Raw genomic sequence first — 23,788 nt, forward strand, 5'->3', positions numbered from 1 at the left:
ATTCAATGACTCAAGGGAGTTGGAAGACATGAAAATTACGGATTTGATGATAAAAGATACAATGATAATGGATTTAAAAGCAACCACTAAAGAAGGTGCAATGGATGAATTGATTGCAAGTCTTGCCGCTAGTGGCCGAATCAATGATCCTGTTCTATTTAAAGAGATGATTCTGAAGCGTGAAGAGCAGTCCAGTACAGGGATTGGTGGCGGTATTGCAATGCCACATGCCAAGACTAAAGCAGTGAATGAAGCGACGGTTGTATTTGCGAAGAGTGCGACGGGCGTGGAATTCGAATCGTTAGATGATGAGCCGGCTCGGATCTTCTTTATGATTGCCGCCCCTGAAGGAGCGGGCAACATGCATCTTCGTACTTTGGCCTCGCTGTCCAGACTGTTAATCGATAGCGAATTCATTGAACAGCTGATGAATACCCGAACTCCAGATGAGGTATCCGCCTTGTTCGATGCCAAACAGGCGGAAGGAGAAGCTAAGGAGAAAGAGAATGAAGCTGCTGCTGAAGCTGTCTCGAAGTCAGAACCTGAAAAGCTAATCGTCGGCAACCCGGATTCCCAAGCATTTGTCGTAGCTGTTACTGCTTGTCCTACTGGAATTGCGCATACTTTTATGGCTGAAGATGCACTCAAGAAGAAGGCTCTGGAAATGGGAGTCAATATCCGTGTAGAGACGAATGGTTCAGAGGGTGCCAAAAACGTACTTACCCCTGATGAGATCCGGCGTGCAAGTGGTGTAATTGTGGCAGCAGATAAGCAAGTGGAAATGGCTCGCTTCGATGGCAAGCCTGTGCTGCAAAGACCGGTTAGTGACGGAATTCGTAAATCGGAAGAGCTCATTCGCAAAGCGATGAACGGCGATGCACCGATCTACCATAATGAAGGTCGCAGCGGCAATGACGGTGAGCCAAAAGAGAAATCAGGCAGTATCGGCAGTAAAATATATAAAGACTTGATGAACGGTATCTCCCACATGCTGCCGTTTGTAGTCGGCGGTGGTATTCTGCTCGCGATCTCCTTCCTGATTGAACAAGTCGGTGGAGAGGATCATCCACTATTCCAGTTACTGCAGACGATTGGTGGCGGCGATGGTGCCTTCCATTTCCTAATTCCAGTCCTTGCTGGATTTATTGCGATTAGTATTGGTGATCGTCCAGCCCTGATGCCAGGTATGGTTGGCGGTTACATGGCCTTGAATTCCAATGCTGGATTCCTCGGCGGTCTGGCTGCAGGTTTCTTGGCTGGTTATGTTGTTATCGGTCTGCGCAAAGTGTTTGCAGGTCTGCCGAAAACGCTCGACGGACTAAAACCGATTCTGTTATATCCGGTATTCGGGCTTTTGATTACTGGTGGCTTAATGTACTACCTGTTCGATCCGATCTTTAGCTGGATGAACGTAGGACTAATTAATTGGCTTAACGATCTTGGAACTGTTAATGCAGTGATTCTGGGTCTCGTACTCGGTGGAATGATGGCCATTGATATGGGAGGTCCTTTCAATAAAGCGGCCTACACTTTTGCCATCGGGGTATTCACTACCAGTGGAAATACTAACGGATTCATGATGGCGGCTGTAATGGCAGGCGGTATGGTGCCTCCGCTTGCAATAGCGCTTGCTACAACCTTCTTTAAGAATAAATTTACAGAATCAGAACGCAAATCAGGGTTAACAAACTATGTACTCGGTTTGTCGTTCATTACAGAAGGAGCGATTCCATTCGCCGCTGCCGATCCACTGCGTGTTCTGACTTCTTGTATCCTAGGTTCAGCCGTAGCTGGTGGTCTCACTCAGTTTTGGAATATCAACGTTCCCGCACCGCATGGTGGGATCTTTGTAGCCGCGCTTTCGAGCCACGCGTTGCTGTTCCTGTTGGCCGTTCTGATCGGATCTGTAATTTCCGGATTAATGCTTGGATTATGGAAGAAACCTCTTGAGGCAAAGTAACTTTATAAGTAAATTGAACTGCTGGATGTCAGAATTTTTATTCTGGTGTCCAGCAGTTTTTGCATGGACGTTAATCTACCCCTTTCCGCCCATAGGTAGATTTATCTCCATAAATGAGGTTTAATTTTATATAATTGAAAATATATATAATGAGAAGGAAAAGGAGCGAGCGAGATGATATTACATAAGGGGGAAGTCTTGTTCCGCCAAGGAGACAGCTGTGATTTTTTATTTAAGGTAAAAAGCGGGCTGTTCAAGGTCACAAGACTTCATGAGAATGGGAACATGGTGTTATTCAACATCCTGTATCCCGGTGAGATGGTTCCCCATCATTCACTCATTTCGCCAAAGGAGGCGCATGGTACAGCGGTTGCGATGATGAAGAGCGAGGTGGAGGCAGTTCCATCAGCAGAATGGTATCAACAGCTGCGAGATGATCCTGGTCAAGCGATGGAAATCGCCAGACTGCTTCAGGAGAAGGTACGGTTTATGCAGACACGGCTGGATCATCTTACTGTAGGTACACCTGCAGAACGTATGGAATTGCTAACCCGCTGGTTTAATGACTACTCTCATGGTGCAGCGCTAACAGAGTTATTGACCCAGGAAGAAATAGGACAATTGATCGGTGTAAGACGTGAAACAATCAACCGTTTGCTACGGAGTACAGAGTGATTCCTGCTTTTTTCTGGCAAACTGTTTAGAGTAGGGTGGCTCCGTGGTATAATGTAAACAGAACTTATCAAATTAGAGAAAGGATCAGGATACCATGTGTCCCCGAAGGACGATTCCCCAAAGGACGATTTGGAAACGTTATGATCTGTCTTATACTTAGCTTCCCTGTAGAAGGTGCGTGAACCGTTGTTATTCGACGAACCGCCTCTGCGAGGGGAAGGAGTATATATATGCGAAGGAGCAATACCTCCGGTTTTACCCGTCGTAGAGGTTGGTGGGACGTTTAGCCGCCATATACGATAAGGGGAGACCTGTATGAGGAACCACAATTACGGAGTGAATGTACTGCTCCGGTTGACAGTCATTTTGTTTGGAACATTTTTGCTTGCATTTGCTTATTATCACATCAATTTTCAGAACCATTTGTCTGAGGGCGGATTCGTAGGATTATCGCTGCTCGGCAAATATGTATTAGGAATTTCACCTTCATTTTCAACTCTGCTTCTAGACGTTCCAGTACTCTTGATTGCATGGATGTTCAAAGGGAAAGCGTTCGTGTGCAACACCTTTGTTTCTGTAGGAGCTTTTACAATCTTTTACGGACTCATGGAACGTTATTCCGGTTTGGTCATCAACTTGCAGGGCAATTTGGCGTTAGCAGCCCTTTTGTCTGGCGTACTGACAGGTTTAGGCGCGGGAATTATTCTGCGAAGCGGCGGCGCGAGTGGTGGAGACGATATTTTGTCGCTGCTGATCAGTGAATGGAAGGGAATTAAAGTAGGTACAGTATTCATCATGTTGGACGTAATCGTTCTGGCATTATCACTCTTTTATATGCCTGTTAAAGAAACGATGTATACCGTGATGGCGGTAGTCGTAGCTGGCTATGTGATCACTTTTACAACTTCTTTAGGCAAACCAAAGTTAGTGAAGGCGCCAAAGATGCAGTCTACGCTGCGTAAACCGCATGATGGTACGGTAATGTGAATAAGGCTGTATAAACAGCTTATTTCGGGGATATACTACATTTAAGGTCAGCCAGAATTTTCTGGTTGACCTTTTTTTGTTGGATATGACGTAATTTAAAGGGTGTAGACCTTAGGGGCGTTGCTCAGACGTTTCGCTCATAACAAAAGGTGGCGTACAGTGAAAATCCTGTGAGCCACCTTTTAGTTAACTTAAGACTCTCATGTGCTCATCTTTGAATCGTGTAGAGACATTTGCGACCAGCTTGTCCTTTTATTTAGCCCACGGCATTCGTGATAGCTTCGCATTCGTCCGAGCAATGACCACTGTGCTGTGTTTCACAGTCCTCACAGCAAATATGCTGTAGATGGCAAGCATCGTTGGCACAGTTGATGAATTGGTCAGCTGGCTTACCACAGTGATGGCAACGTCCAACAACGATATCCTCGTCGGTATGATTAATCTGTACGGAGATCCGCTCATCGAAGACATAACATTTTCCATCAAACAGTTGGCCCTGTACCTCAGGGTCTTTACCATAAGTCACAATGCCGCCATCCAGCTGGTACACCTGCCCAAAGCCTTCCTTCATCATAAACCCGCTTAATTTCTCGCAGCGGATTCCGCCTGTACAGTAGGTCAGGATTGGTTTATCCTTAAGGTCGCTCATATTCTCGCGAATCCAGTCCGGGAATTCTTTGAAGCTGTCCACTTCGGGGCGGATGGAGCCGCGGAAATGACCAAGATCGTATTCGTAGCCGGTACGACCATCCAGAATCACCACATCGTCGCGCTGCATCATTTCATAGAAATCTTTAGGCGCCAGATGCTCTCCGGTAATCACGTTAGGGTCCAGTTCATCCTCGACCCGGAACGTCACGAGTTCCTTTTTATAACGAACGAAGATCTTTTTGAAAGCATGATCATCAGCCTCATCGATCTTGAAGACGATATCGCTAAACAGCGGGTTTGCGCGCAAATCCTTCATGTATTGCTCGGTTTGGGCAACCGTACCGGATAGTGTCCCGTTAATGCCTTCATCTGAGATGAGAATTCGTCCCTTTACATCCAGCTCTTTGCAGTATGCCAAATGCTCCTGGGCGAATTGTTCTGCATCCGGCACTTGTACAAATTTATAGTATAGCAGAATTGCATATTCCGATTGTGGGTTCATTCATTTCACCTTTATCATTAGAATTAGACTACTAAATAAACATTTAAGTATAAAAAGTATTGTAACATATTATCAAGTATTGACAAGAGATACTCTTGAATCAGTAACAATAAGTGTGTCATGTATAATTGACATTTCGCATAAGTGTCACATATATTGTACACGAGGGGGTCTTATATGAATAAAGTTAAAGAATATAGGCAGATCGCTGGACTGACGCAAATGGAGCTAGCAACTCGTGTTGGCATCGCCCGCCAGACTGTAAATCTTATTGAGAACGATAAATATAATCCAACGTTATTCCTATGTATTGCACTTGCTAAGATCCTACATACAGACCTGAACACATTATTCTGGGAGGAAGAGCGATGAAGAACAAAATGTTAAATCGTCTTATAGGCGTAACAAATGACCGTGATGAGTATCAGCTGCAAGAAATCTATAAAGAGCTTGCATTTTCGGGGGCATTGATGTTCTACCTCTCTATGGCTCTTATGTTCATTTGTCTTCTTGTGGATACGTTTAAGAATACACTTAGCATCGGGACAATAGGCTTGTTAATTGTGAATATGATTTACGCTAGCAAAGTGTTTTTTCGGATTCGCAAAAAAGAGCTGGATTCACTAGAATGTACCAGTGAAGAGGAGTATAGGGAGAAGATCAAGAAGCTACGTAAAGGTGGATTTCAGGCAGGTCTTTATTGGGGATCATTAATGTTTATACTAAATGCATACATACTTCCTTATCTCGCAAGTGGTCTCATTGAACTAACCTGGAGTAATTTTATCATCTGGCTATGCGGGGGGATATTCTTCGGCGTAACAATGTACTTCATAGGCAAGTCTAAAGTGAAGAAATGTTATTAGTGCCACAATATCTCTTCAATAGATAAAATTTAGGGCTGCGTCTTAATAGAATGAAACATTAGGTCGCAATACGCGTATATTTTCATTGAAAAAGTCACTGGGTGGCTTGTAATTAAAAGGAGGAACTGCGGGATGAGTGCTCACGAGATTGATTATGTTATTATGGGCGAGGAAATACAGTGTGTGGAGGTGCAGCTTGACCCCGGAGAGAGTGTAATTGCCGAAGCTGGAAGCTTCATGATGATGGATCAGGAAATAACGATGGAGACCATTTTTGGTGACGGTAGTGGGGGCACGCGTGGAGGTGGACTGATGGGTAAGCTAATGGGCGCGGGCAAGCGTCTGCTGACAGGGGAAAGCTTGTTTATGACTGTATTCACACACAGTGGTTCTTATGGACGAAAAAGTGTCACCTTTGCTGCCCCATATCCAGGAAAAATCATCCCGCTCGATCTTCAGCAATACGCTGGAAAAGTGATCTGTCAAAAAGATTCATTCCTCTGTGCGGCGAAGGGCGTCTCTATCGGTATTGAATTTCAGCGTAAGCTGGGCACAGGATTTTTTGGTGGAGAAGGTTTTATTATGCAAAAGCTGGAGGGGGACGGACTTGCATTCGTACACTCTGGCGGTTACGTTATGGAACGCACACTTCAACCGGGAGAGACGCTCAAGCTGGACACTGGCTGTCTAGTTGCTATGACATCTTCGGTGGATTATAATATTGAGTTTGTAAAAGGGGTCAAAACCGCGCTATTCGGCGGCGAGGGTCTGTTCTTCGCCACACTGCGCGGACCTGGAAAGGTGTGGGTGCAGTCGCTGCCATTTAGCCGTATGGCTGACCGTATTCTGTCCGCAGCTGGTAACAGCGGACGCAAAGAAGAAGGAAGCGTGCTTGGCGGACTCGGCAATCTGCTGGATGGCAGATAGGTTTGGGCGCGGATGATGGTCGAGGCACAGAATGAGCGGTTTTAGTGAGTTGCTTATTAGGGAGAGACAAGGGCAGAAATACCCTTATCTTGTGCGTGTTGGCCCAAATGGAGCAAAAGAACGGTAAACATGCCTAGATTTGCACGGATCGAGCGGATCCAGCCAAAAGAACGGTATAAATCCCGTAGAAATGACCGGATCCAGTTCTAATTGCTTCAGCAAGACATTGGATACTTATGTTCGATGTGATATCGCCGTTTGACGTTTTTATTATCGACTCTGTGATGTCCACCGCTATTGTATCTGCAACTAACTAAATAGTGAGACCCGTGAATGATTATGCTCATTCACGGGTCTTTTTTTAGAGGTTGGGCTTGGGATAGTTTAATTCAAAACCATTAAATATATGCCTTGCGTTAGGTATGACGATCTGCCTAGCTTTACGCATGACGATTTGCCTCACAATCCTCCTAACAATTTGACTAACCCTGTCCACCATGTATATATTATTTGGCAAAGCCCTTATAAGAGGTTGTTCAAAAAGTCCGCTTTTGATCACGAAGTTTTCCAAGAAGATTATTCGACATCGAATATTGAATTCAAGCGAAACTTCCGGTGCTCACGTAGCTTCCACTACGCTCCGCTCCTCAGTTTCTACCTTCATCCAATCTTCTCGGTGCTGAAAACCGTACTTTTTGAACACGTACTATAATGTTAAGGCTGTGACCGGAGGCATGATATGTTCAAAATATTTATTATAGAAGATGACCGTGGACTGGTGGCTCTGCTACAGGATTATTTACATAAGTTTGGATATGAAACGCAGGCTGTGAATGATTTCGAGCGGGTTCGCACTCAGTTTGAGACGTTTGCTCCGCACCTGGTTCTATTAGATGTTAATTTGCCAAAATACGATGGTTATTACTGGTGCCGCCAGATTCGTGGGATTTCCACCTGCCCTATCCTTTTTATATCTGCCCGTGACGGCAAAATGGATCAGGTAATGGCGCTGGAAAACGGAGCCGACGATTATATCACCAAGCCCTTTGATTATGAAATTGCGATGGCCAAAATTAAAAGCCAATTACGACGCGCCTACGGCACCTATGCGGGAAGCAACAATGAGCGTACCCTATCCGTTGCCGGAATGACGCTGGATGTGGAGCGACTAATCCTTACTCGAGGAGAAACTAAGGTAGACTTAAGCCACACGGAAGCCAAGATACTAGATGAACTGATGCAAAAGTCGGGTACTATCGTTACCCGCGACAGACTGCTCGAAAAAATCTGGGATGAGCAAGCCTTCGTGGATGAGAATACACTCAATGTTTATGTCACCCGTGTACGCAAAAAGCTCGCCGCTCTTGAGATTACGGACGGTCTTCAAACCGTTCGAGGTCAAGGCTACCGCTTGATTCCGAATTGGGGGGATGAGGATTGAAGCTGTTTTTGCGGGAGCAGATCCCTTTAATCATAGTCTATCTAGCACAGCTCATCTTAATTACACTAGTATATCGGCTGGATGGGGGGAGTGGTGTGAGCGTAAGTCTATACGCTGCTCTTCTCAGCACTTGTCTGCTGCTTGGCTACCTCGCTTATCGGTATATCAGCAATCGTACGTTCTATGAACGACTTGAGACTCTACCCTCCTCTCTAGATGAAGCAGGTGGTCCATCACAAGATTCTCCGCTTGCCGTGAGTCTGCGAGGACTACTAGGGTCACAATTCCGCCTATACAAAAATGATTTACACAGCTACCGCCACAAGCTGGAAGAACATATTCACTTTATTAATCAGTGGGTACATGGGATGAAGACACCATTGTCTGTCATCCATTTGATGATTCAAGATAAGGATGGCCCGCCTTTTACGGCCATAGGTGATGAACTGGATCGTCTGAAAAAAGGACTGGATACCGTACTTTATACGGCTCGGCTAGATACTTTTGAGCATGATTTTTACGTGGAACGATTGGATTTGGTAACCCTTGTACGTGGTGTGACCTCAGAGCAGAAGCGTCTGTTCATACGTAATCGTATATTTCCTACTATTAAAATAGATGAGCGAATCGCCGTAACCACAGATGAAAAATGGCTTAGTTTTGTGCTTACGCAGATCATTACGAATGCAATACGTTATACGACGGAAGTCGGCAAACATGTCTATTTTCATGGGTACATACAAGAGGAAAAGAGCGCCGTGCTGGAGATACGAGATGAAGGAGTTGGTATCCCAGCAGGTGATCTGCCGCGTGTGTTTGATCCTTATTTTACAGGTGTGAATGGACGAACCTTTCAAGAATCCACGGGGATGGGTCTATATCTTGTGAAACAGATCTGCGGAAAACTTGGTCACGAGGTGAGCATTTGCTCAGAAGAAGGTAAGGGCACGACCGTGCGAATTGTGTTTAAGGAGCATTACCTTACAAATGTGTAAGGTCATTGTAAGTTTCAGAAATAGCAGCCCTTGTATACACTTTGTATAATGAAGGCAATCCAGTCGAAAGAAGGAGAGGTAACACTTGCCCATTCTAGATGTTCATAATTTATCGAAAATATATGAGGGTAAAGTGTCCACTCAGGCATTGAATCATATCCGCTTTTCTGTTGAAAAAGGGGAGTTCGTTGGCATAATGGGACCTTCGGGAAGTGGAAAAACAACGCTGCTCAACACGATCGCGACCATCGACCAGCCGACCTCCGGTCAGATTCTGATCAACGGCCAAGATCCCAATCTGCTTAGCAGACAAGAAAAGGCACTCTTTCGCCGCCATGAGCTCGGTTTCGTTTTTCAGCATTTCAATCTTCTGGATACGCTCACTGTAGAGGAGAATATTGTTCTGCCTCTCACACTAGCTGGTGCCCGTGTACAGGAAATGGAGAGCAGATTGCAAGAAGTAGCAAGTATGCTGGATATAGAGCATTTACTGCAAAAACGGACATACGAGATTTCAGGTGGACAAATGCAGCGGACCGCCATCGCCCGGGCGATGATTCATCGTCCTTCACTGATTTTAGCAGATGAACCAACAGGAAATCTGGATTCCAAAGCTTCAGGTGAAGTCATGAATATGCTGACAGAGGTGAATAAGGAAGAGGGGGCAACTGTGCTGATGGTCACGCATGACGCAGTGGCCGCGAGCTTTTGTAACCGAGTCATCTTTATTAAAGACGGACGTTTCTATAGTGAAATGTACAGGGGGAGCAGTAGAGGCGCCTTCTTCCAAAGTATTATTGATATGCTGTCTCTGCTTGGGGGAACTAGCCATGACCTTTCGGCAATTCGCTTATAGGAATGTTACACGTAACAAGCGTAAATATGCGGCTTATTTTGTCGTCAGTGCTTTTTCAGTGATGATCTTTTTTGTGTGCGCTTTGTTTATTTACCATCCGGATATTTCTAAGAGCTTGGTTTATAGTACAGCAGCTCATACCATGATGGCGGCAGAAGCCATTATTTATGTGTTTTGCTCCTTGTTCGTTCTTGTATCGGTCGGATCGTTCCTGCAGTCACGTAAGATGGAGTTTGGGATTTTATTGATGCATGGAATGACGAAGCGACAGCTCAACACGATGGTATTTTTGGAAAATATGATGATCGGCACCTCTGCCATCCTGACAGGTACTTTACTAGGGTTAATTCTGGGCAAATTGTTTTTGATGATCGGATCTACTTTTCTAGGAATACCTCTTCTAACGTTTCATCTTCCATGGCAGGCACTTGTACTTACGATATGCAGTTTTGCTCTGTTATTTATTCTAATCTCGCTGAGCACGTTCTTCTTTATTGGGAATGAATCGCTGATGCGGTTGTTTCAGGGAGAACGAAAAGCAGAAGAGGAGCCTAAAGTTTCCTTGGTGTTATCTATACTGTCTGCTTTATTACTGCTGACGGGCTATTATATGGCAGCTACAGCACAAGCGGCTTCGGTTGAAAAGGTGATGTTCCCCGTCGTTGTGATTACGGTTGCGGGTACCTATCTCTTTTATACTCAGCTCAGTATTTACACTGTTAAACTACTTAAGACGATCCGGCGCCTGTATTGGAACCACACGAATATCATTACTTTATCGGGCTTGTCCTACCGCTGGAAAGAGAATGCCCGAATGTTCTTTATGGTGACGATTGTATCCGCAGTATCTTTTACTTCAGTGGGAGTATTCGCATCGATCCATACGCTTTCCAGAGAGTTGAAACTGGACTATCCCGCAGCAGTTGGCTATGTAGCCAAAGGCAAGCAATCGCAGGATCCTTTTGATCAGCATGTGGACGAAATTAAGGAAGAGCTTACGACACTTGGTTTACCCTATGAGACACTTAGCATTCCGATCAAATACGCGGAGGTGGAATCTCAGAGCGGGCCAGACCGTACGTTAAGGCTTCCCTTGATTGCTTACAGTGACTATAAGCTTGCTCTGCTTCGTGCAGGGTTTACGACGGATGAGCGCCCTCTTAGTGGAGATGAAGGACTGGTGATGATCGGTTCGCAACGAGACCGGAGTCTGCAAGCGGGTAGAGTAAAGCCGATATACACCTTGAAGCAAGGACTTTCCATTCAAGAAACAGGGTATACCCAGCATGTTCCGATTGCTGAATATCTATTGCCGGAGCTGGATGGAAGGGATGGGGGAGATTTCAGTGGTGTTGTGATTAGCGATGAGCTTTACAAGGCTATTGATCCCGTACAGACCGATTTGTATACAGGATTTTATATGGATGACTTCCCGCGAACGGTAGGTATAGCAGCGGATCTTGCTCATAAAGGCAAACGGTCCTATGAAAGTAATTCTCCATACGCGATTGTTGTTAGCGGCACGCTGTTTGAAATACAGAGAACATTGTACAACACGATGCTATTCGCTTCTTTACTGGTGGGTACTGTCTTTTTCATTGCAGCAGGCAGCTTCCTTTACTTCCGGCTGTATACAGATCTAGATCATGATCGTCATCAATATTCTACCTTGTCCAAAATGGGACTTACAGATCAAGAGCTAAACCGAATTGTAACGATACAATTGTCGTTGTTGTTTTTTGTTCCGGTTGGGGTGGCGATTTTGCATAGTGTATTTGCCTTTATTGCGCTTCAGCGGCTGTTTTACTTATCTATTGCTGTGGAGACCGGGGCGGTGTTATTGGGATATTTGGCTGTCCAGGGACTTTACTTCTTTTTTATTCGCAGCCGTTATTTACGCAACTTGAAGAAGAACTTGATCTGAATAATGGGGGTTACGAAATGCAAGCATGGATTACAGATTTTATGGAGCAGTTTGGTTACTTTGGTATTTTCCTGATGCTCGCTTTTGAAAATATATTTCCACCGATTCCTTCCGAAGTGATCCTTCCTTTTGGCGGATTCATGACAACCACAACGAATTTGACCATTCCTGGTGTAATCATTGCTGCTACGCTTGGCTCATTGCTGGGTGCAGTGATTCTCTATTATATCGGTCGTTTGTTGGATGTAAATCGCTTGGAAAAGATCGTTGAACGCTGGGGCGGCCTGCTCCGAATCAGCAAAAAAGACATCCATAAGGCTGACGCTTGGTTTGACAAATATGGCTATTGGACCGTATTATTTTGTCGGATGGTTCCTTTAGTGCGTAGTTTGATTTCGATCCCTGCAGGGATGTCGGGCATGAAATTTGGAGTGTTTATGATCTTCACAACGATTGGTACGCTGGGATGGAATCTACTGCTTGTGCTTATTGGTGCAGCATTGGGTGAGTCATGGGAAGACATCGCCATGTATATGGATATGTACTCCAACATAGTGTACGTACTTCTTGCAGGCGGAGTAGTGATCCTTGGGTATCTGTTCTTCCGCAAGCGCAGCCGGAAAATGACCACCGAAGGTTGAGCCGAGAAGGACTTATAGATAAAAGTTATGATTAAAAGGAGGAGAACAAATGGAGCTATTAACGATTATTAAAGCTATTATTTTGGGAATTGTTGAAGGATTGACTGAATTTGCTCCGGTATCCTCCACAGGTCATATGATTATTGTTGATGATATGTGGTTAAAATCGACAGAGTTATTTGGGCAATATACGGCCAATACGTTCAAAGTGGTTATACAGCTGGGGTCAATATTAGCAGTTGTAGTTATTTTTAGAAATAGGTTCATTGAATTGTTGGGCTTAAAGCGCTTCAGCCGCAAGCAGTCGGATCCTGTAACCGAGCAACAACCACAGCTTGAAAAAGGCGGCCACCTTAAGCTTACACAGGTGCTTGTAGGTTTAGTGCCAGCAGGTGTGCTGGGCGTTCTGTTTAATGATTATATTGACGAGCATTTATTCTCTACATCCACCGTGTTAATCGGTCTAGTAGTTGGTGCTGTATTAATGATTATTGCGGACCTATTTGGACCAAAGAAGATCCAAACGGAGAGTGTCGATCAGATTACATATAAGCAGGCGCTAGGTGTTGGTCTAGTCCAATGCTTTTCGCTGTGGCCGGGATTTTCACGTTCCGGGTCGACGATATCTGGTGGTGTCCTTCTTGGTATGAGTCATCGCGCTGCTGCTGATTTCACATTTATTATGGCTGTTCCAATCATGGCAGGGGCCAGTCTTCTCTCACTGATGAAGAACTGGCAATATTTCACCATAGATGCCCTGCCGTTCTTCATCGCAGGCTTTATCAGTGCCTTCGTGTTTGCGCTATTATCGATGCGTTTCTTCCTGAAGTTGATCAACCGGATTAAGCTTTTACCATTTGCTATATACCGGATAATACTTGCAGCTGTAGTATATTTCGTGTTTTTCTAAATCCGTTATAAGGAATCGATATAACAGAAGCCCCCGTAATCTATTGCAGATGACGGGGGCTTTCACGTATGATGACATCAGATTAAGACACTCACTTTATTAATTATAAGGATAAAGTAAAAGTTTCACTTTATCCTTATAATTCTCGCATAAACGCTTACCGTCCTTAAAAGGACGCCGAAGGCGTTTTAGCTTGTGAATGATAAGAAAGTATAAGTATCACGAAATCCTTTCTTATCATTCTCGCATAAACGCTTACCGTCTGTATAAGGACACCGAAGGCGTTTCAGCTTGACAATATCGGAGACAGGTGCTTGCCGGGAATTAGTAATTCGGTAGGCTTAATAGGGAAATTCGGTATGAAGCCGATGCGGTCCCGCCACTGTAACGGAAGAGTCCTAAGCAATATATGTCACTGGCAATTTACTACTGCTGGGAAGACTGCTAAGGATGCTGACACCGCTAGCCAGGAGACCTGCCTGTTTCAACAGCACTGCTTCACCTACGGAGGATAGGAAGGTGTTAGACGTTAACCATAGGTATATTATGGGCGTCTTTCCCTTTGACTTTTTTAGGGAAGGGCGCTCTTTTTTATAGGAATACAAGTGATATCGAGTCCAAAATAAGAAGATGGAGAAGGAGAGCTGCAAAGTGACGAACAAAGTAAAAGTAAGCAATCTTGGCTATCCAAGAATCGGAAAAAAACGCGAGTGGAAGAAAACGTTGGAAGCCTTCTGGGCGGGAAAAACAAATGAGGAAGAGTTCCGTACTGAAATGGCAGGAATTCAGCTTCAGCATTTGAAGACTCAGCAGGAGGCAGGAATTGATTTAATTCCGGTAAATGATTTTACATTCTACGATCATGTGCTAGATACGGCTGTAATGTTCGGGATCGTACCTCCACGTTATGCGTATGATGGCGGCGATATAGGGCTTGATCTTTATTTTGCGATGGCTAGAGGAAATGATGAGGCTACCGCTTGCGAGATGACTAAATGGTTCAACACGAACTATCATTACATCGTTCCAGAGATCGGTGCACAAACACCGCGTCTGACCGAGAATAAACCACTGGAGGCTTATCGTTTTGCCAAGTCCCAAGCGGGAATTGAGGGTAAACCTGTGATTTTAGGCCTTTATACCTTCCTTAAGCTGTCAAAAGGTTTTGCATCTGCGGATATTGCGAAGATTGCCGCTCGGTTTCTTCCAGTTTACGTTCAGCTGTTGCAGGAACTGAAGCAAGAAGGAGTAAGCTGGGTACAAATTGATGAACCAGCGATTGTTACAGGAATAAATGAATCAGAATTATCATTGCTTAACACGATATACACAGAAATTGCTGGATCTGTGCCTGGATTAAATATTATTCTGCAGACTTACTTTGAAGCTGCTGAACCGCTGGAGGCACTGCTCAAACTTCCGGTACAAGGTTTAGGTCTTGATTTTGTCCATGATGGCGGAACGAATCTGGCATCGATTGAACGTCTTGGCTGGCCGGAGGATAAGTGGCTGGGAGCGGGTATTATTGACGGACGCAACATCTGGCGCTCGGATCTGGATGCTAAGCTGCAGCTAATCGAGAAGCTGAGTGTACATGTACCGCTTGATCGTCTTATTCTACAGCCTTCTTGCAGTTTGCTGCATGTTCCGGTTACTGTTCAGGGTGAGGTGAAGCTGAAGGCAACCGTCAAGGCTGCTTTAGCCTTTGCAGATGAGAAGCTGAGAGAGCTTGGCCTGCTTGCTGCAGCCATAGAGGGGACAGGAGAAGCTGCTGCTGCACTGACAGCCAGTCGCGAAGCCCTTACTGCCTTCCGGGCACTTCCTGAACGCGGTCGTAAGGATGTGGCCGAGCAAGTTCTCGGACTTGCAGATTTACCAGACCAACGTAGCCTACCTTTTGCTGAGCGCCTGCAGGTGCAGCAGGAGAAATGGCAGCTGCCACTTCTGCCAACGACAACGATCGGAAGCTTTCCACAGACCGTAGAAGTGCGTCAAGCAAGGTTGAAATGGCGTAAAGGCGTATGGAATCAAGAGCGTTACGACGGGTTCGTTCGTGAGCAGATTGAAGATGCAATCACCTTCCAAGAAAAGCTGGGTCTGGATGTACTCGTGCATGGTGAGTTCGAAAGAACGGATATGGTGGAATTTTTCGGGGAGAAGCTGGATGGTTACTTATTTACAAGTAATGGCTGGGTTCAATCCTACGGATCACGCTGCGTTAAGCCACCGGTTATTTATGCAGATATAGCTTTTACCCAGCCTATGACTGTAAAAGAAAGCGTCTATGCTCAGTCGTTAACTTCCCTTCCTGTTAAAGGCATGTTGACGGGTCCTGTTACGATTCTCAATTGGTCTTTCGTACGTGATGATCTTAGCCGGGAAGCAGTAGCGAATCAAATTGCCTTAGCGCTCCGTCATGAAGTTAAAGCTTTGGAAGATGCAGGCATAGAGATGATTCAAGTAGATGAACCGGCTATCCGTGAAGGACTTCCTTTGAAGGCGGAAGATCATGAGGCATACTTGAATTGGGCGGTGAAGTCGTTCCGTATCGCGACGAATCATGTGAAGGCTACGACACAAATTCATACCCACATGTGCTATAGCGAATTTAATGACATGATAGACTCCATTTCAGCGATGGATGCGGATGTTATCTCTATAGAGACTTCACGTAGCCATGGGGAACTGATCGTTAGCTTTGAGGAGCAGGAGTATGATAAAGGAATCGGTCTTGGTGTATATGATATCCATAGTCCACGGGTTCCTGCAGTAGAAGAGATGACAGCTAATATTGAGCGTGCGCTGCGGGTGCTGGATCCAGAACAGTTCTGGATTAATCCGGATTGCGGTCTTAAGACACGTGGCTGGCAGGAGACGGAAGACGCACTTCGTAACATGGTAAAGGCTGCCGCTATTGCAAGAGAAAACGCAGGAGTTAGTGCCACCAAATAGCATAAGAGGTATACAATAAATCGAAGCCGGGGAATTTCTCCCTGGCTTTTTATTTCAGCACTTGATAATAATTCTCATTCTTGATAGAATGAGAAAAGAAAAGAAGGAACCGTGGAGGGTCCCTTTAAATCATCACCTTATTTGCTTTCGAAAGTCTTGCAGTCTGTTTCTTCTGAACGTGTAGGTTCTTGGGAGCTGTGAAAAGCTACAAAGATAGAATCAGCACTGCATTTGTTCTCTTCTGCCCAGTGGGTGCAGGAGTTAACTTCGCAAATTACGTCTTTTGCCATGAGGGTTCACCTCCCCTTTTTAGTAATAGACAGCATATTAAAAAACTTCTCTGTTCAACAAGGTGGAGCTTGTCCGAACAGAACCGTGCCGCGCCCTCTTTCATTATGAATGGAGGGCTATTAGTATTTTCTACGTGGTTAGACGTGGTAATTGTACCAAATAAAGCGCGTGTAAGCAAATGGGGTTTCCGATAAAAGAAATACGACAAAGTTATACAAATAAGTATAAAAAAACACAAAAGACATCTCTTACTTCTATAGCTAAAAATAGAAAATAATCCTAAATATCTATATTATTACAAAAAATATCTGGTAATATTTTCGATAGGATCGGCCGAGCCTAATCTGAAATATTGGAGGATGAAGATGTTGAAAAAGTGTTTACTATTCCCTTTTGCCTTAATGCTCATCTTGTGCTTACCTATTTATGCAGGTGCAGAAGGTGTACATAATGACCCAGCTCCTCAAAATAGTGAATCCGAAATCATAAAAGTCTATAAAGCCTCAGCTACAGGATTGTCAGAAATTTCAATAGAAGAGTACAATGAGATTCTTGCGCAAGGTCAAGCTTTAGAAGCTGCTAAAGAGGGACTGTTGCCAAGTGTCCCCCTGTTCACAACGGACTCTTCCTTTGAAAACGTCTCTGTTATTGCACCTAGAGATGCTTACCAGACAACGATTTACTCCTATCAACAAAATGGTTATGTCTCATATGTCACTAGAAGTGGTTTGACTAGAAAAATCTCTCAGTCTGTATATAACAGTGCTTCTGTAAATTCGTTGTTAAATATTAGCTATTCGGTATCTCAAGGCTACATTGCGAATACAAGCTTTGGTGTAACCGCAAAACAAACAGCTGTAAGTGCTGGTATTACTGGTGGCTCATCATGGTCTAATACTTATGGTGGCAGTAACACGACAACTGCATCAGTGAATCCTTACAATTATGCTTGGATGGAATACACGCCGATTATGAATAACTCATTTGGTGTGATTACGGAGAAGACCTATGCCAATGTTCAGGGTTCTTCAGTTCTTGTAGGCACTACTAGTTATGATGTTGATATTTACATGGCGAGATTATTAAGCGGTTCGTTACCAGATGGCGTTTATGTGATTAAACAAAGTGCATCTAACCCAGGTTAGTTTTGTCATAAAATATAATAGTTTAATCCAAAAGAGTCGCAGAAATGTGGCTCTTTTACTATTTAGAGAGCATAATTCAAAAGAAACTGTTCACAATTCCATTTTTCAGTGCAACCTTCCAAGTTTTGGAACGTCTTAGTAAAGAGTGACGGAAGAGATCTGCTTAGAACAAGACATTCCGTAACGATATTATGATTCGTGCAAGCGGTATCTATTACATTTTTGGAGGAATGAGAATGCGCAAATGGGGTCTGCATTACTTATGTTTATTAATTCTTGCGGTAGTCTTGGCGGGTTGTGGCTCAGAGGATAGGAATTCAGCGGCAGATAGTTCGGCAAAAGGAAATGGTAGTACGAGTAACAATGCTGCAGCAGAGGTACAATCGCAAAACTCGATAGCCTCATCTGCGGATAAGAGTACCGCGGCAGCGCCTGAGATAGAAGCGGGTGGCAACGAGAACTTGGCTGTAAAGGGCTCCACATCAGAAAATACAGGTCAAGCAAGTGCAGGATTTACTGGTAGCGATGTAGTAGCGGGCTTGAACAAGAAGCTAATCTATAAAGCGAATCTTAACATGGAAGTAGAAGACTATGGAAAAGCACAGACTGAAATACGTAATTTAGTAACCATGGCAAATGGATATATTATTGAGTTTAATGAAAATATGTCGCAGTACGAACAAGGCGGGACGTTTATCCTTAAGGTGCCTGCCTCCGGGTTCTCGCCTTTTCTGAATAATCTAGAAAAAGTAAAACACGAATCTCTACAGCGCAGCATTCAAGGACAGGATGTCTCTGAAGAGTATGTTGATCTGGAGTCGCGTCTGAAGGCAAAGCAGCTAATGGAAGCACAATATACAGAGTTTATGAAAAAAGCAACGAAATCCACTGATCTGGTCGCCTTCGCGAACGAGCTTGGTTCGATCCAGGAAACCATTGAGCAGATTAAAGGTAGAATGCGTTATATCAATCAGAATGTATCCTTCTCTACGGTAGAATTGAGAGTGTATCAGACGGATGAAAGCATTGCTGTAAAAGAGAAGAAGGAGCAAGGGCCGTTACTGGAACGTGCTTCAGATGCTCTAAAAGGAAGCTTAAATGCGTTGTCTGTTATGTTTCAATGGATTGTCGTTATTCTTGCAGGAGCGTTACCGATACTTATCGGGGCTGCCATTATTTTAGCTATTGTATTAGTTTCCCGTAAAAATATCCGCGAGCGTCGGGAGCAGCAGACCGAGAGGATTCGTCAGCGAAATAAGGAGCTGAACAGAGAACAAGTCTTCCCTGCGGCAACAGAGCCTAAGGAGGTAGCTTCAGAGGATGATCTAAAAGCAAATAAGGACTCAAAGAAAGAATAGCCCTACAAGCATAAATACCCTAACGTGAAACTTATACTTTCTTATATTTTAAAAGAAAAAACGGTTGTCATCCTAAAAGGACGACAACCGTTTCCTTATGTGCAGAAGATTGATAATTAGGCAGGCTGGAAGAGTACGCGATACTCCCCATATCCTTCCATATCCAAATCCTCTTTCGGAATAAAACGTAGCGCCGCTGAATTTATGCAATAGCGTAAGCCGTTTTCACCGGGACCATCGTCAAAGACATGGCCTAGATGGGAATCCGCTACTTTGCTGCGCACTTCTGTCCGAACCATCAAATGGCTGAGATCCGTCTTTTCCTTCACAGCGTAGTCCTGGATTGGACGAGTAAAGCTTGGCCAGCCGCAACCGGAATCGTATTTATCCTGCGAGCTGAATAACGGCTCACCAGATACAATGTCTACATAAATACCTTCTCCATGGTGATCCCAAAAATCATTCCGGAAAGGAGATTCTGTTGCACTGTTCTGAGTAACTTCATATTGAAGAGGTGTTAGACGTTCTTTCAAACTTTGTTTGTCCTCTTTATGTGTCCAGTGAGTTTCGATAAAATCCTCTCGGCCGGAACCTTTACGGTAACGTTTGTAGTGCCCTGGATTCTTACGATGGTAGCCCTGATGATATTCTTCGGCAGGATAGAAGGTAGTTGCCGGGAGAATCGGGGTTACGATCTGACTAGAGAATCGACCGCTTGCTTGCAGAGCTGCCTTGGAAGCTTCCGCTTGTTCTTTTTGTTCCTCTGAATGGGTAAAGATCGCCGTTCCATAAGAAGTCCCGCGATCATGGAATTGTCCACCTGCATCGGTAGGGTCAATTTGCTGCCAGAACAACTCAAGTAACTTGCTATAAGGGAAAATATCCGGGTTGAACGTAATTTGTACAGCTTCAACATGTCCTGTCGTTTCAGAACAAACCTCTTCATAGGTCGGGTTCATTTTATGACCGCCGGTATAGCCGGAGACAACACTAATGATACCTGGCAATTCTTCGAACGGCGAGACCATGCACCAGAAGCATCCGCCTGCAAAGGTTGCTTTTTCCGTCTTGGTATTTATATGGTTAGTCTGATGTTCACTCATTAATATCCCTCCATTCACATAATGCAATTAAATAGATCACAATTTAATTATAAAGCAAATATTAACTGCCTGCCAGTTTGTAACCGATAAGTTCTTTCGCTATCGGCTATTCTTCGCTTCTTGAGAGCGAGGACGCAAGCTTAGTCCAGCAATAATTAGAACAGCGGCATAGACAATGATGGCTGTAATTGCACTTCCGGGATTCTTTAGCAGATGATCTCCGAGAAAGGCGTATAAGGCAATCCCCGGTATTTTTCCTATGCCGGAAGCTGTAATATAACTCCAAAAAGGCAGACCCGCGGCTCCGGCGTAGATGTTGACCGCTGTTTGGGGAATGATGGGCACGAGACGTGCTAGGACAATCGAAGCGAAAGGTCGCCGTTCTATGCCTTTTGTGAACTTTTCAAGCGCGGGAATGGAGGCTAAATAAGCTCTCGCTTGGCTTTGAAATAAGTATTTCACAACACCAAAAAGGATTGCCGCAGCAAGATTTGTAGCTAGCCAGCAGATCAAAGCACCCGCTAAACTTCCGTAAGCATAACCGAAGAAGCCGATAACCGCCTTATAAGGTACAACTGGAAAGAGAGCCAGTAAAGTTGCAATACCAATGGAACTGAAAAGATTATGATCCTCTTTCATCCAGCTTAGGATGTCATACCTGTAGATAAACGCAAGGATTGTGCCCGAAACATAAAGAATAATCGAGAACCATTTCTTCATAGATAATATGCCCCTTCTTCCACTCATTCATCTCATCATACGGGATAAGGTGTAAATATTGAAGTAAAGATCAATTGTCAGAGAATGAGAAGCAGGTATAATAGCATTTGTAGAGAACAAAGAGATAAAGAACGAGCTATTGAAGTGTTGAAAGGGGGAAAGATCAGTGATTGCACCTGAACGTAAAAGAGTCGCCATAGTAGGAATCGGCAATATCGCCCGCAAAGTATATTTGCCACTGCTCTCTCAGCATAATCAAGCGGAGGTAGTTGGTGTTCTCAGTCATTCGCCAACAACGGTGGAGCAGGCCGTAGATGCCTACCGTTTTCCTAAAGGTACGACGAATTTGGATGAGCTGTTATCTTGGGATTTGGATGCAGTATTTGTACATAGCCCGACGACTACACATTATGATATAGTAACAAAATGTCTCGAACGTGGGATTTCTGTATATGTAGATAAGCCTCTTTCCTATGATCTTGAAGAGTCCAGAAGGATGGCGGAGTTAGCACAAGATAAAGGGCTTTTGCTAGGAGTGGGCTTTAATCGCCGTTTCGCCCCTATGTATGTTACTGCCAAGCAATGGCTTGAGGAAGTCGGTGGGCTTAGCCATTGTAGTGCGATCAAACATCGAACGAAGCTACAGACAGGTACCAGCCGCGAAACCGTGCATGATGATCTGATTCATATGCTTGATTTGCTGTTGTGGTTGTGCGGAGATCATTATGAACTGCTTCGTGGTCATCTTCAATCTAATGGAGCAGGTCGTCTGCTACAGGCATCTGGAATGCTCGGCTGGAAGGATGGCGCTGTAGGGATGTACAGCATGGTTCGAGAAGCTGGTGTAGATTTGGAGAAGCTTGAGCTGCATGGAAATGGCAGATCGGTGGAAGTAGTGGATCTGGACAAGGCCATTCTTTATGAAAAAGATACCTTGCCGCATATTCAAAGCTTTGGAAGCTGGGATACTGTGCTGGATAGAAGAGGTTTTAGTGGAGTGGTGAACGATTTTCTTAGCAACATAAAAACACCGGAGCAATGCAGCATAGCTGCTTCAGCGGTACTGCCTAGTCATATGCTGGCGGCACAGCTTGCTGAATGAGGTCTCCGAGAAAGGAGAAGAATAGATGGAGGATAATCGTAAATTAGTGGAGGAACAGATCATCGAAAGCTATAAGCGCGAAGAAGAGATGATGATTCTTGTTTTTGCTCAGTGGTGTGTCAATCATGGACTCGATCCACACATGCTGTATTTGCAGGCCTATCCGCAGCAAGAAGGGAATGAAGCCTTGCGTCATGCGCTTGCCCTCACGGTTTCCGCGGAGGAAGCGGGGGACATTTCTGATGATACCGTTCTGGGTGTGCTTTCGTTATTTGGAAATGACGACTTGGCACAAATCGTAACAGAAGCTATCGCCCAACGGGGATCTAAAGGACCTGTGGGGGATTGACATTGGGGATATAATAATAGAGTCAGATGAACTTTTTTTGGTAAACGATGTTCATCATGGTTAAAATGTGTTAATATTATATATACTAACTAATAGTAAGTTTCGCTAGTGAGAGGTGAGAACAATGGAAGAACATCAATTTGCGATGTGTCCCAGATTTGAAACAGCCTTCTCTTTCTTAGGCAAACGTTGGAATGGACTTATTATTCAGACATTGATGAGTGGACCGAAGCGTTTTAAAGATATCTCCGGTCTCATTCCTTCAATGAGCGATAAGATGCTGTCCGAGCGGATGAAGGATTTGGAAGGTGAGGGTATTCTGGTTAGGCATGTATACCCAGAAACACCCGTACGTATTGAGTACGAATTAACAGACAAAGGCCGTGCATTGCAGCCTGTTATGCAGCAGATTCAGTCTTGGGCTGAGAGCTGGGTAGACTAAAATTCACAGTAATGTTGTGGCCCTTTTTCCGAATTGGTGGAGAAAGGGTTTTTCAATTTCTAAATATTAGACAGTGACAGTTTTGTTCCAATCCTTTATGCTTGAAAAAAACTTGCACAGTTTAAAAATAATTGTAATATAATAGAAAAACATTGTATGGTCCTTGAATGGAAGCGCTCGCGTATTGGTTTTTGCTCAAATCTGCTCAGCTGGAGTACAGGCATAGCAAAACTATTAGGAGGCGAGGGAGATGAAGACGAAGACGACCCTGTTTTCCCGGGAAATAACGTATGGAAAAAAGGATGTTGCTGAGCTAGAGAACGCTTCTATTAAAGTTCAGCTCATCTATGACAAGACGTTGTTCATGCTGCATAGCCATCTTCCTGATTCCTTATGGGATGCGTGGATTGGCGTGCCTTACAGCATTATCTCTTCACTCTACAAAGGAAACAATGATAGCGGAACTATTTTTCAAAAATGGATTCAAAGTCCGACCGGCTGGAAATGTATTGGCTGTGAACGGCACTGTCTGGAGTCCACGGAATCTCCACAAAATGTAAATGCGGCAAATCATGGGCGACAATATAAGTTTCATAACGGCATTCGCCAGAGTATGGTGCTTCAAGCCTTAATTTGGTCCATGTACGAGAATATCGTATTATTCAAACCCTTTTTAGGCGAGGAGCCTTTTTTTGACGATGATGATTTGCATACGATATCCTCTTATTTCGTTCCAACTTATCTTAATGATTTTCATCTTATTGAGCGGTCTAAGCCATGTAAAGAATACAAAGATCAGAATATACATGTCTTTCAGGAATGGATTTCAGCACCCGATCTTGTCCTCAAATGGAATGGCGGCCTGACGGAAGGCAGATGGATGACCGGTGTTTATATGGATCACTCGCGTTTTGCCGGTTTGGGACCTTATTTGAAGGATTCGAAGGGACAGCGGACGTATATGCAGGCTTGTGTGCAATAAAGTGAGTTT

23 protein-coding genes and 1 riboswitch are annotated in these 23,788 nt (G+C 44.4%); of the genes, 19 read left to right on the forward strand and 4 right to left on the reverse strand.

Annotated elements, in window-relative coordinates:
• Positions 1-28: 28 nt before the first annotated feature.
• From UQ64_RS05565 to UQ64_RS05575, 3 genes are all read left to right on the forward strand, one after another.
• Positions 29-1,960 (forward strand): PTS fructose transporter subunit IIABC, encoded by a 1,932-nt coding sequence (locus UQ64_RS05565; protein WP_060622511.1) that lies wholly within the window; start codon positions 29-31, stop codon positions 1,958-1,960.
• Between the two features lie 174 nt (positions 1,961-2,134).
• Complete coding sequence (locus UQ64_RS05570; RefSeq protein ID WP_036682996.1) at positions 2,135-2,635, forward strand: Crp/Fnr family transcriptional regulator; 501 nt, start codon at positions 2,135-2,137, stop codon at positions 2,633-2,635.
• Between the two features lie 315 nt (positions 2,636-2,950).
• Positions 2,951-3,622: a YitT family protein gene (locus UQ64_RS05575; RefSeq protein ID WP_060622512.1), complete on the forward strand. Its 672-nt coding sequence runs from the start codon at positions 2,951-2,953 to the stop codon at positions 3,620-3,622.
• Between the two features lie 256 nt (positions 3,623-3,878).
• On the opposite strand, the gene trhO is transcribed toward UQ64_RS05575, so the two are convergent.
• Positions 3,879-4,775, reverse strand: a complete 897-nt coding sequence (gene trhO, locus UQ64_RS05580; RefSeq protein ID WP_060622513.1) for an oxygen-dependent tRNA uridine(34) hydroxylase TrhO — start codon at positions 4,773-4,775, stop codon at positions 3,879-3,881.
• Positions 4,776-4,952: 177 nt separating this feature from the next.
• Between trhO and UQ64_RS05585 the strand changes: the two genes are divergently transcribed.
• The 10 genes from UQ64_RS05585 to metE all read left to right on the forward strand — a co-directional run bounded on the left by UQ64_RS05585 (position 4,953) and on the right by metE (position 16,287).
• Entirely contained in the window at positions 4,953-5,147 is a 195-nt protein-coding gene (locus UQ64_RS05585) for a helix-turn-helix transcriptional regulator (RefSeq protein ID WP_060622514.1), read from the forward strand.
• A complete protein-coding gene (locus UQ64_RS05590; RefSeq protein ID WP_060622515.1) occupies positions 5,144-5,641 on the forward strand; it encodes a DUF3278 domain-containing protein in 498 nt (165 codons plus the stop codon). Before UQ64_RS05585 ends, UQ64_RS05590 begins: the two co-directional genes overlap by 4 nt.
• A 132-nt stretch (positions 5,642-5,773) precedes the next feature.
• Positions 5,774-6,568, forward strand: a complete 795-nt coding sequence (locus tag UQ64_RS05595) for a TIGR00266 family protein (protein ID WP_060622516.1) — start codon at positions 5,774-5,776, stop codon at positions 6,566-6,568.
• A gap of 739 nt (positions 6,569-7,307) precedes the next feature.
• Positions 7,308-8,009, forward strand: a complete 702-nt coding sequence (locus tag UQ64_RS05600; RefSeq protein ID WP_060622517.1) for a response regulator transcription factor — start codon at positions 7,308-7,310, stop codon at positions 8,007-8,009.
• Entirely contained in the window at positions 8,006-9,004 is a 999-nt protein-coding gene (locus UQ64_RS05605) for a sensor histidine kinase (protein ID WP_060622518.1), read from the forward strand. The genes UQ64_RS05600 and UQ64_RS05605 overlap by 4 nt, the downstream gene beginning before the upstream one ends.
• Positions 9,005-9,089: 85 nt before the next feature.
• Positions 9,090-9,860, forward strand: a complete 771-nt coding sequence (locus UQ64_RS05610; RefSeq protein WP_060622519.1) for an ABC transporter ATP-binding protein — start codon at positions 9,090-9,092, stop codon at positions 9,858-9,860.
• Positions 9,835-11,784, forward strand: a complete 1,950-nt coding sequence (locus UQ64_RS05615) for an ABC transporter permease (RefSeq protein WP_060622520.1) — start codon at positions 9,835-9,837, stop codon at positions 11,782-11,784. Before UQ64_RS05610 ends, UQ64_RS05615 begins: the two co-directional genes overlap by 26 nt.
• A gap of 17 nt (positions 11,785-11,801) precedes the next feature.
• Positions 11,802-12,425: a DedA family protein gene (locus tag UQ64_RS05620; RefSeq protein ID WP_060622521.1), complete on the forward strand. Its 624-nt coding sequence runs from the start codon at positions 11,802-11,804 to the stop codon at positions 12,423-12,425.
• A gap of 49 nt (positions 12,426-12,474) precedes the next feature.
• Positions 12,475-13,335, forward strand: coding sequence for an undecaprenyl-diphosphate phosphatase (locus UQ64_RS05625; RefSeq protein WP_060622522.1), 861 nt, complete (start codon positions 12,475-12,477; stop codon positions 13,333-13,335).
• A 291-nt stretch (positions 13,336-13,626) separates the two neighbouring features.
• Positions 13,627-13,832: riboswitch (cobalamin riboswitch) on the forward strand.
• A gap of 133 nt (positions 13,833-13,965) precedes the next feature.
• Complete coding sequence (gene metE / locus UQ64_RS05630; protein WP_060622523.1) at positions 13,966-16,287, forward strand: 5-methyltetrahydropteroyltriglutamate--homocysteine S-methyltransferase; 2,322 nt, start codon at positions 13,966-13,968, stop codon at positions 16,285-16,287.
• 137 nt (positions 16,288-16,424) lie between these two features.
• Here the strand turns inward: metE and UQ64_RS29885 are convergent, their stop codons facing one another.
• The gene (locus UQ64_RS29885) at positions 16,425-16,577 is read right to left on the reverse strand and encodes a DUF1540 domain-containing protein (protein WP_082650999.1); all 153 of its coding nucleotides are present in this window, start codon (positions 16,575-16,577) and stop codon (positions 16,425-16,427) included.
• A gap of 366 nt (positions 16,578-16,943) precedes the next feature.
• On the opposite strand from UQ64_RS29885, the gene UQ64_RS05635 reads away from it, so the two are divergent.
• Both UQ64_RS05635 and UQ64_RS05640 read left to right on the forward strand, forming a co-directional pair.
• Positions 16,944-17,723, forward strand: a complete 780-nt coding sequence (locus UQ64_RS05635; RefSeq protein WP_060622524.1) for a hypothetical protein — start codon at positions 16,944-16,946, stop codon at positions 17,721-17,723.
• Between the two features lie 236 nt (positions 17,724-17,959).
• On the forward strand, positions 17,960-19,081 hold the full coding sequence (locus UQ64_RS05640; RefSeq protein WP_060622525.1) for a DUF4349 domain-containing protein: 1,122 nt from the start codon (positions 17,960-17,962) through the stop codon (positions 19,079-19,081).
• 116 nt (positions 19,082-19,197) lie between these two features.
• On the opposite strand, the gene msrA is transcribed toward UQ64_RS05640, so the two are convergent.
• Complete coding sequence (msrA, locus tag UQ64_RS05645; RefSeq protein WP_060622526.1) at positions 19,198-20,184, reverse strand: peptide-methionine (S)-S-oxide reductase MsrA; 987 nt, start codon at positions 20,182-20,184, stop codon at positions 19,198-19,200.
• A 99-nt stretch (positions 20,185-20,283) separates the two neighbouring features.
• Positions 20,284-20,904: a TVP38/TMEM64 family protein gene (locus tag UQ64_RS05650; RefSeq protein WP_060622527.1), complete on the reverse strand. Its 621-nt coding sequence runs from the start codon at positions 20,902-20,904 to the stop codon at positions 20,284-20,286.
• 166 nt (positions 20,905-21,070) lie between these two features.
• On the opposite strand from UQ64_RS05650, the gene UQ64_RS05655 reads away from it, so the two are divergent.
• The 4 genes from UQ64_RS05655 (at position 21,071) to UQ64_RS05670 (ending at position 23,779) form a co-directional block, all read left to right on the forward strand.
• Positions 21,071-22,006 carry a Gfo/Idh/MocA family protein gene (locus UQ64_RS05655; RefSeq protein ID WP_060622528.1) on the forward strand — a complete coding sequence of 312 codons (936 nt, stop codon included), beginning with the start codon at positions 21,071-21,073 and terminating at the stop codon, positions 22,004-22,006.
• A gap of 25 nt (positions 22,007-22,031) precedes the next feature.
• Positions 22,032-22,355 (forward strand): hypothetical protein, encoded by a 324-nt coding sequence (locus UQ64_RS05660; protein ID WP_060622529.1) that lies wholly within the window; start codon positions 22,032-22,034, stop codon positions 22,353-22,355.
• A 124-nt stretch (positions 22,356-22,479) separates the two neighbouring features.
• Positions 22,480-22,797 carry a winged helix-turn-helix transcriptional regulator gene (locus UQ64_RS05665; RefSeq protein WP_042129916.1) on the forward strand — a complete coding sequence of 106 codons (318 nt, stop codon included), beginning with the start codon at positions 22,480-22,482 and terminating at the stop codon, positions 22,795-22,797.
• A gap of 250 nt (positions 22,798-23,047) precedes the next feature.
• Complete coding sequence (locus UQ64_RS05670) at positions 23,048-23,779, forward strand: hypothetical protein (RefSeq protein ID WP_060622530.1); 732 nt, start codon at positions 23,048-23,050, stop codon at positions 23,777-23,779.
• The last annotated feature ends 9 nt before the right edge of the window (positions 23,780-23,788 follow it).

The organism is Paenibacillus etheri (genome assembly GCF_001012825.1).
Classification (GTDB): domain Bacteria; phylum Bacillota; class Bacilli; order Paenibacillales; family Paenibacillaceae; genus Paenibacillus_AQ; species Paenibacillus_AQ etheri.

What these genes read in the sequence shown, in the direction of transcription:
- UQ64_RS05565 (WP_060622511.1), top strand. Translation starts at nt 29, where the DNA reads ATGAAAATTACGGATTTGATGATAAAAGATACAATGATAATGGATTTA.
- UQ64_RS05570 (WP_036682996.1), top strand. Translation starts at nt 2,135, where the DNA reads ATGATATTACATAAGGGGGAAGTCTTGTTCCGCCAAGGAGACAGCTGT.
- UQ64_RS05575 (WP_060622512.1), top strand. Translation starts at nt 2,951, where the DNA reads ATGAGGAACCACAATTACGGAGTGAATGTACTGCTCCGGTTGACAGTC.
- trhO (WP_060622513.1), bottom strand. Translation starts at nt 4,775, where the DNA reads ATGAACCCACAATCGGAATATGCAATTCTGCTATACTATAAATTTGTA.
- UQ64_RS05585 (WP_060622514.1), top strand. Translation starts at nt 4,953, where the DNA reads ATGAATAAAGTTAAAGAATATAGGCAGATCGCTGGACTGACGCAAATG.
- UQ64_RS05590 (WP_060622515.1), top strand. Translation starts at nt 5,144, where the DNA reads ATGAAGAACAAAATGTTAAATCGTCTTATAGGCGTAACAAATGACCGT.
- UQ64_RS05595 (WP_060622516.1), top strand. Translation starts at nt 5,774, where the DNA reads ATGAGTGCTCACGAGATTGATTATGTTATTATGGGCGAGGAAATACAG.
- UQ64_RS05600 (WP_060622517.1), top strand. Translation starts at nt 7,308, where the DNA reads ATGTTCAAAATATTTATTATAGAAGATGACCGTGGACTGGTGGCTCTG.
- UQ64_RS05615 (WP_060622520.1), top strand. Translation starts at nt 9,835, where the DNA reads ATGACCTTTCGGCAATTCGCTTATAGGAATGTTACACGTAACAAGCGT.
- UQ64_RS05620 (WP_060622521.1), top strand. Translation starts at nt 11,802, where the DNA reads ATGCAAGCATGGATTACAGATTTTATGGAGCAGTTTGGTTACTTTGGT.
- UQ64_RS05625 (WP_060622522.1), top strand. Translation starts at nt 12,475, where the DNA reads ATGGAGCTATTAACGATTATTAAAGCTATTATTTTGGGAATTGTTGAA.
- metE (WP_060622523.1), top strand. Translation starts at nt 13,966, where the DNA reads ATGGAGAAGGAGAGCTGCAAAGTGACGAACAAAGTAAAAGTAAGCAAT.
- UQ64_RS29885 (WP_082650999.1), bottom strand. Translation starts at nt 16,577, where the DNA reads ATGGCAAAAGACGTAATTTGCGAAGTTAACTCCTGCACCCACTGGGCA.
- UQ64_RS05635 (WP_060622524.1), top strand. Translation starts at nt 16,944, where the DNA reads ATGTTGAAAAAGTGTTTACTATTCCCTTTTGCCTTAATGCTCATCTTG.
- UQ64_RS05640 (WP_060622525.1), top strand. Translation starts at nt 17,960, where the DNA reads ATGCGCAAATGGGGTCTGCATTACTTATGTTTATTAATTCTTGCGGTA.
- msrA (WP_060622526.1), bottom strand. Translation starts at nt 20,184, where the DNA reads ATGAGTGAACATCAGACTAACCATATAAATACCAAGACGGAAAAAGCA.
- UQ64_RS05650 (WP_060622527.1), bottom strand. Translation starts at nt 20,904, where the DNA reads ATGAAGAAATGGTTCTCGATTATTCTTTATGTTTCGGGCACAATCCTT.
- UQ64_RS05660 (WP_060622529.1), top strand. Translation starts at nt 22,032, where the DNA reads ATGGAGGATAATCGTAAATTAGTGGAGGAACAGATCATCGAAAGCTAT.
- UQ64_RS05665 (WP_042129916.1), top strand. Translation starts at nt 22,480, where the DNA reads ATGGAAGAACATCAATTTGCGATGTGTCCCAGATTTGAAACAGCCTTC.
- UQ64_RS05670 (WP_060622530.1), top strand. Translation starts at nt 23,048, where the DNA reads ATGAAGACGAAGACGACCCTGTTTTCCCGGGAAATAACGTATGGAAAA.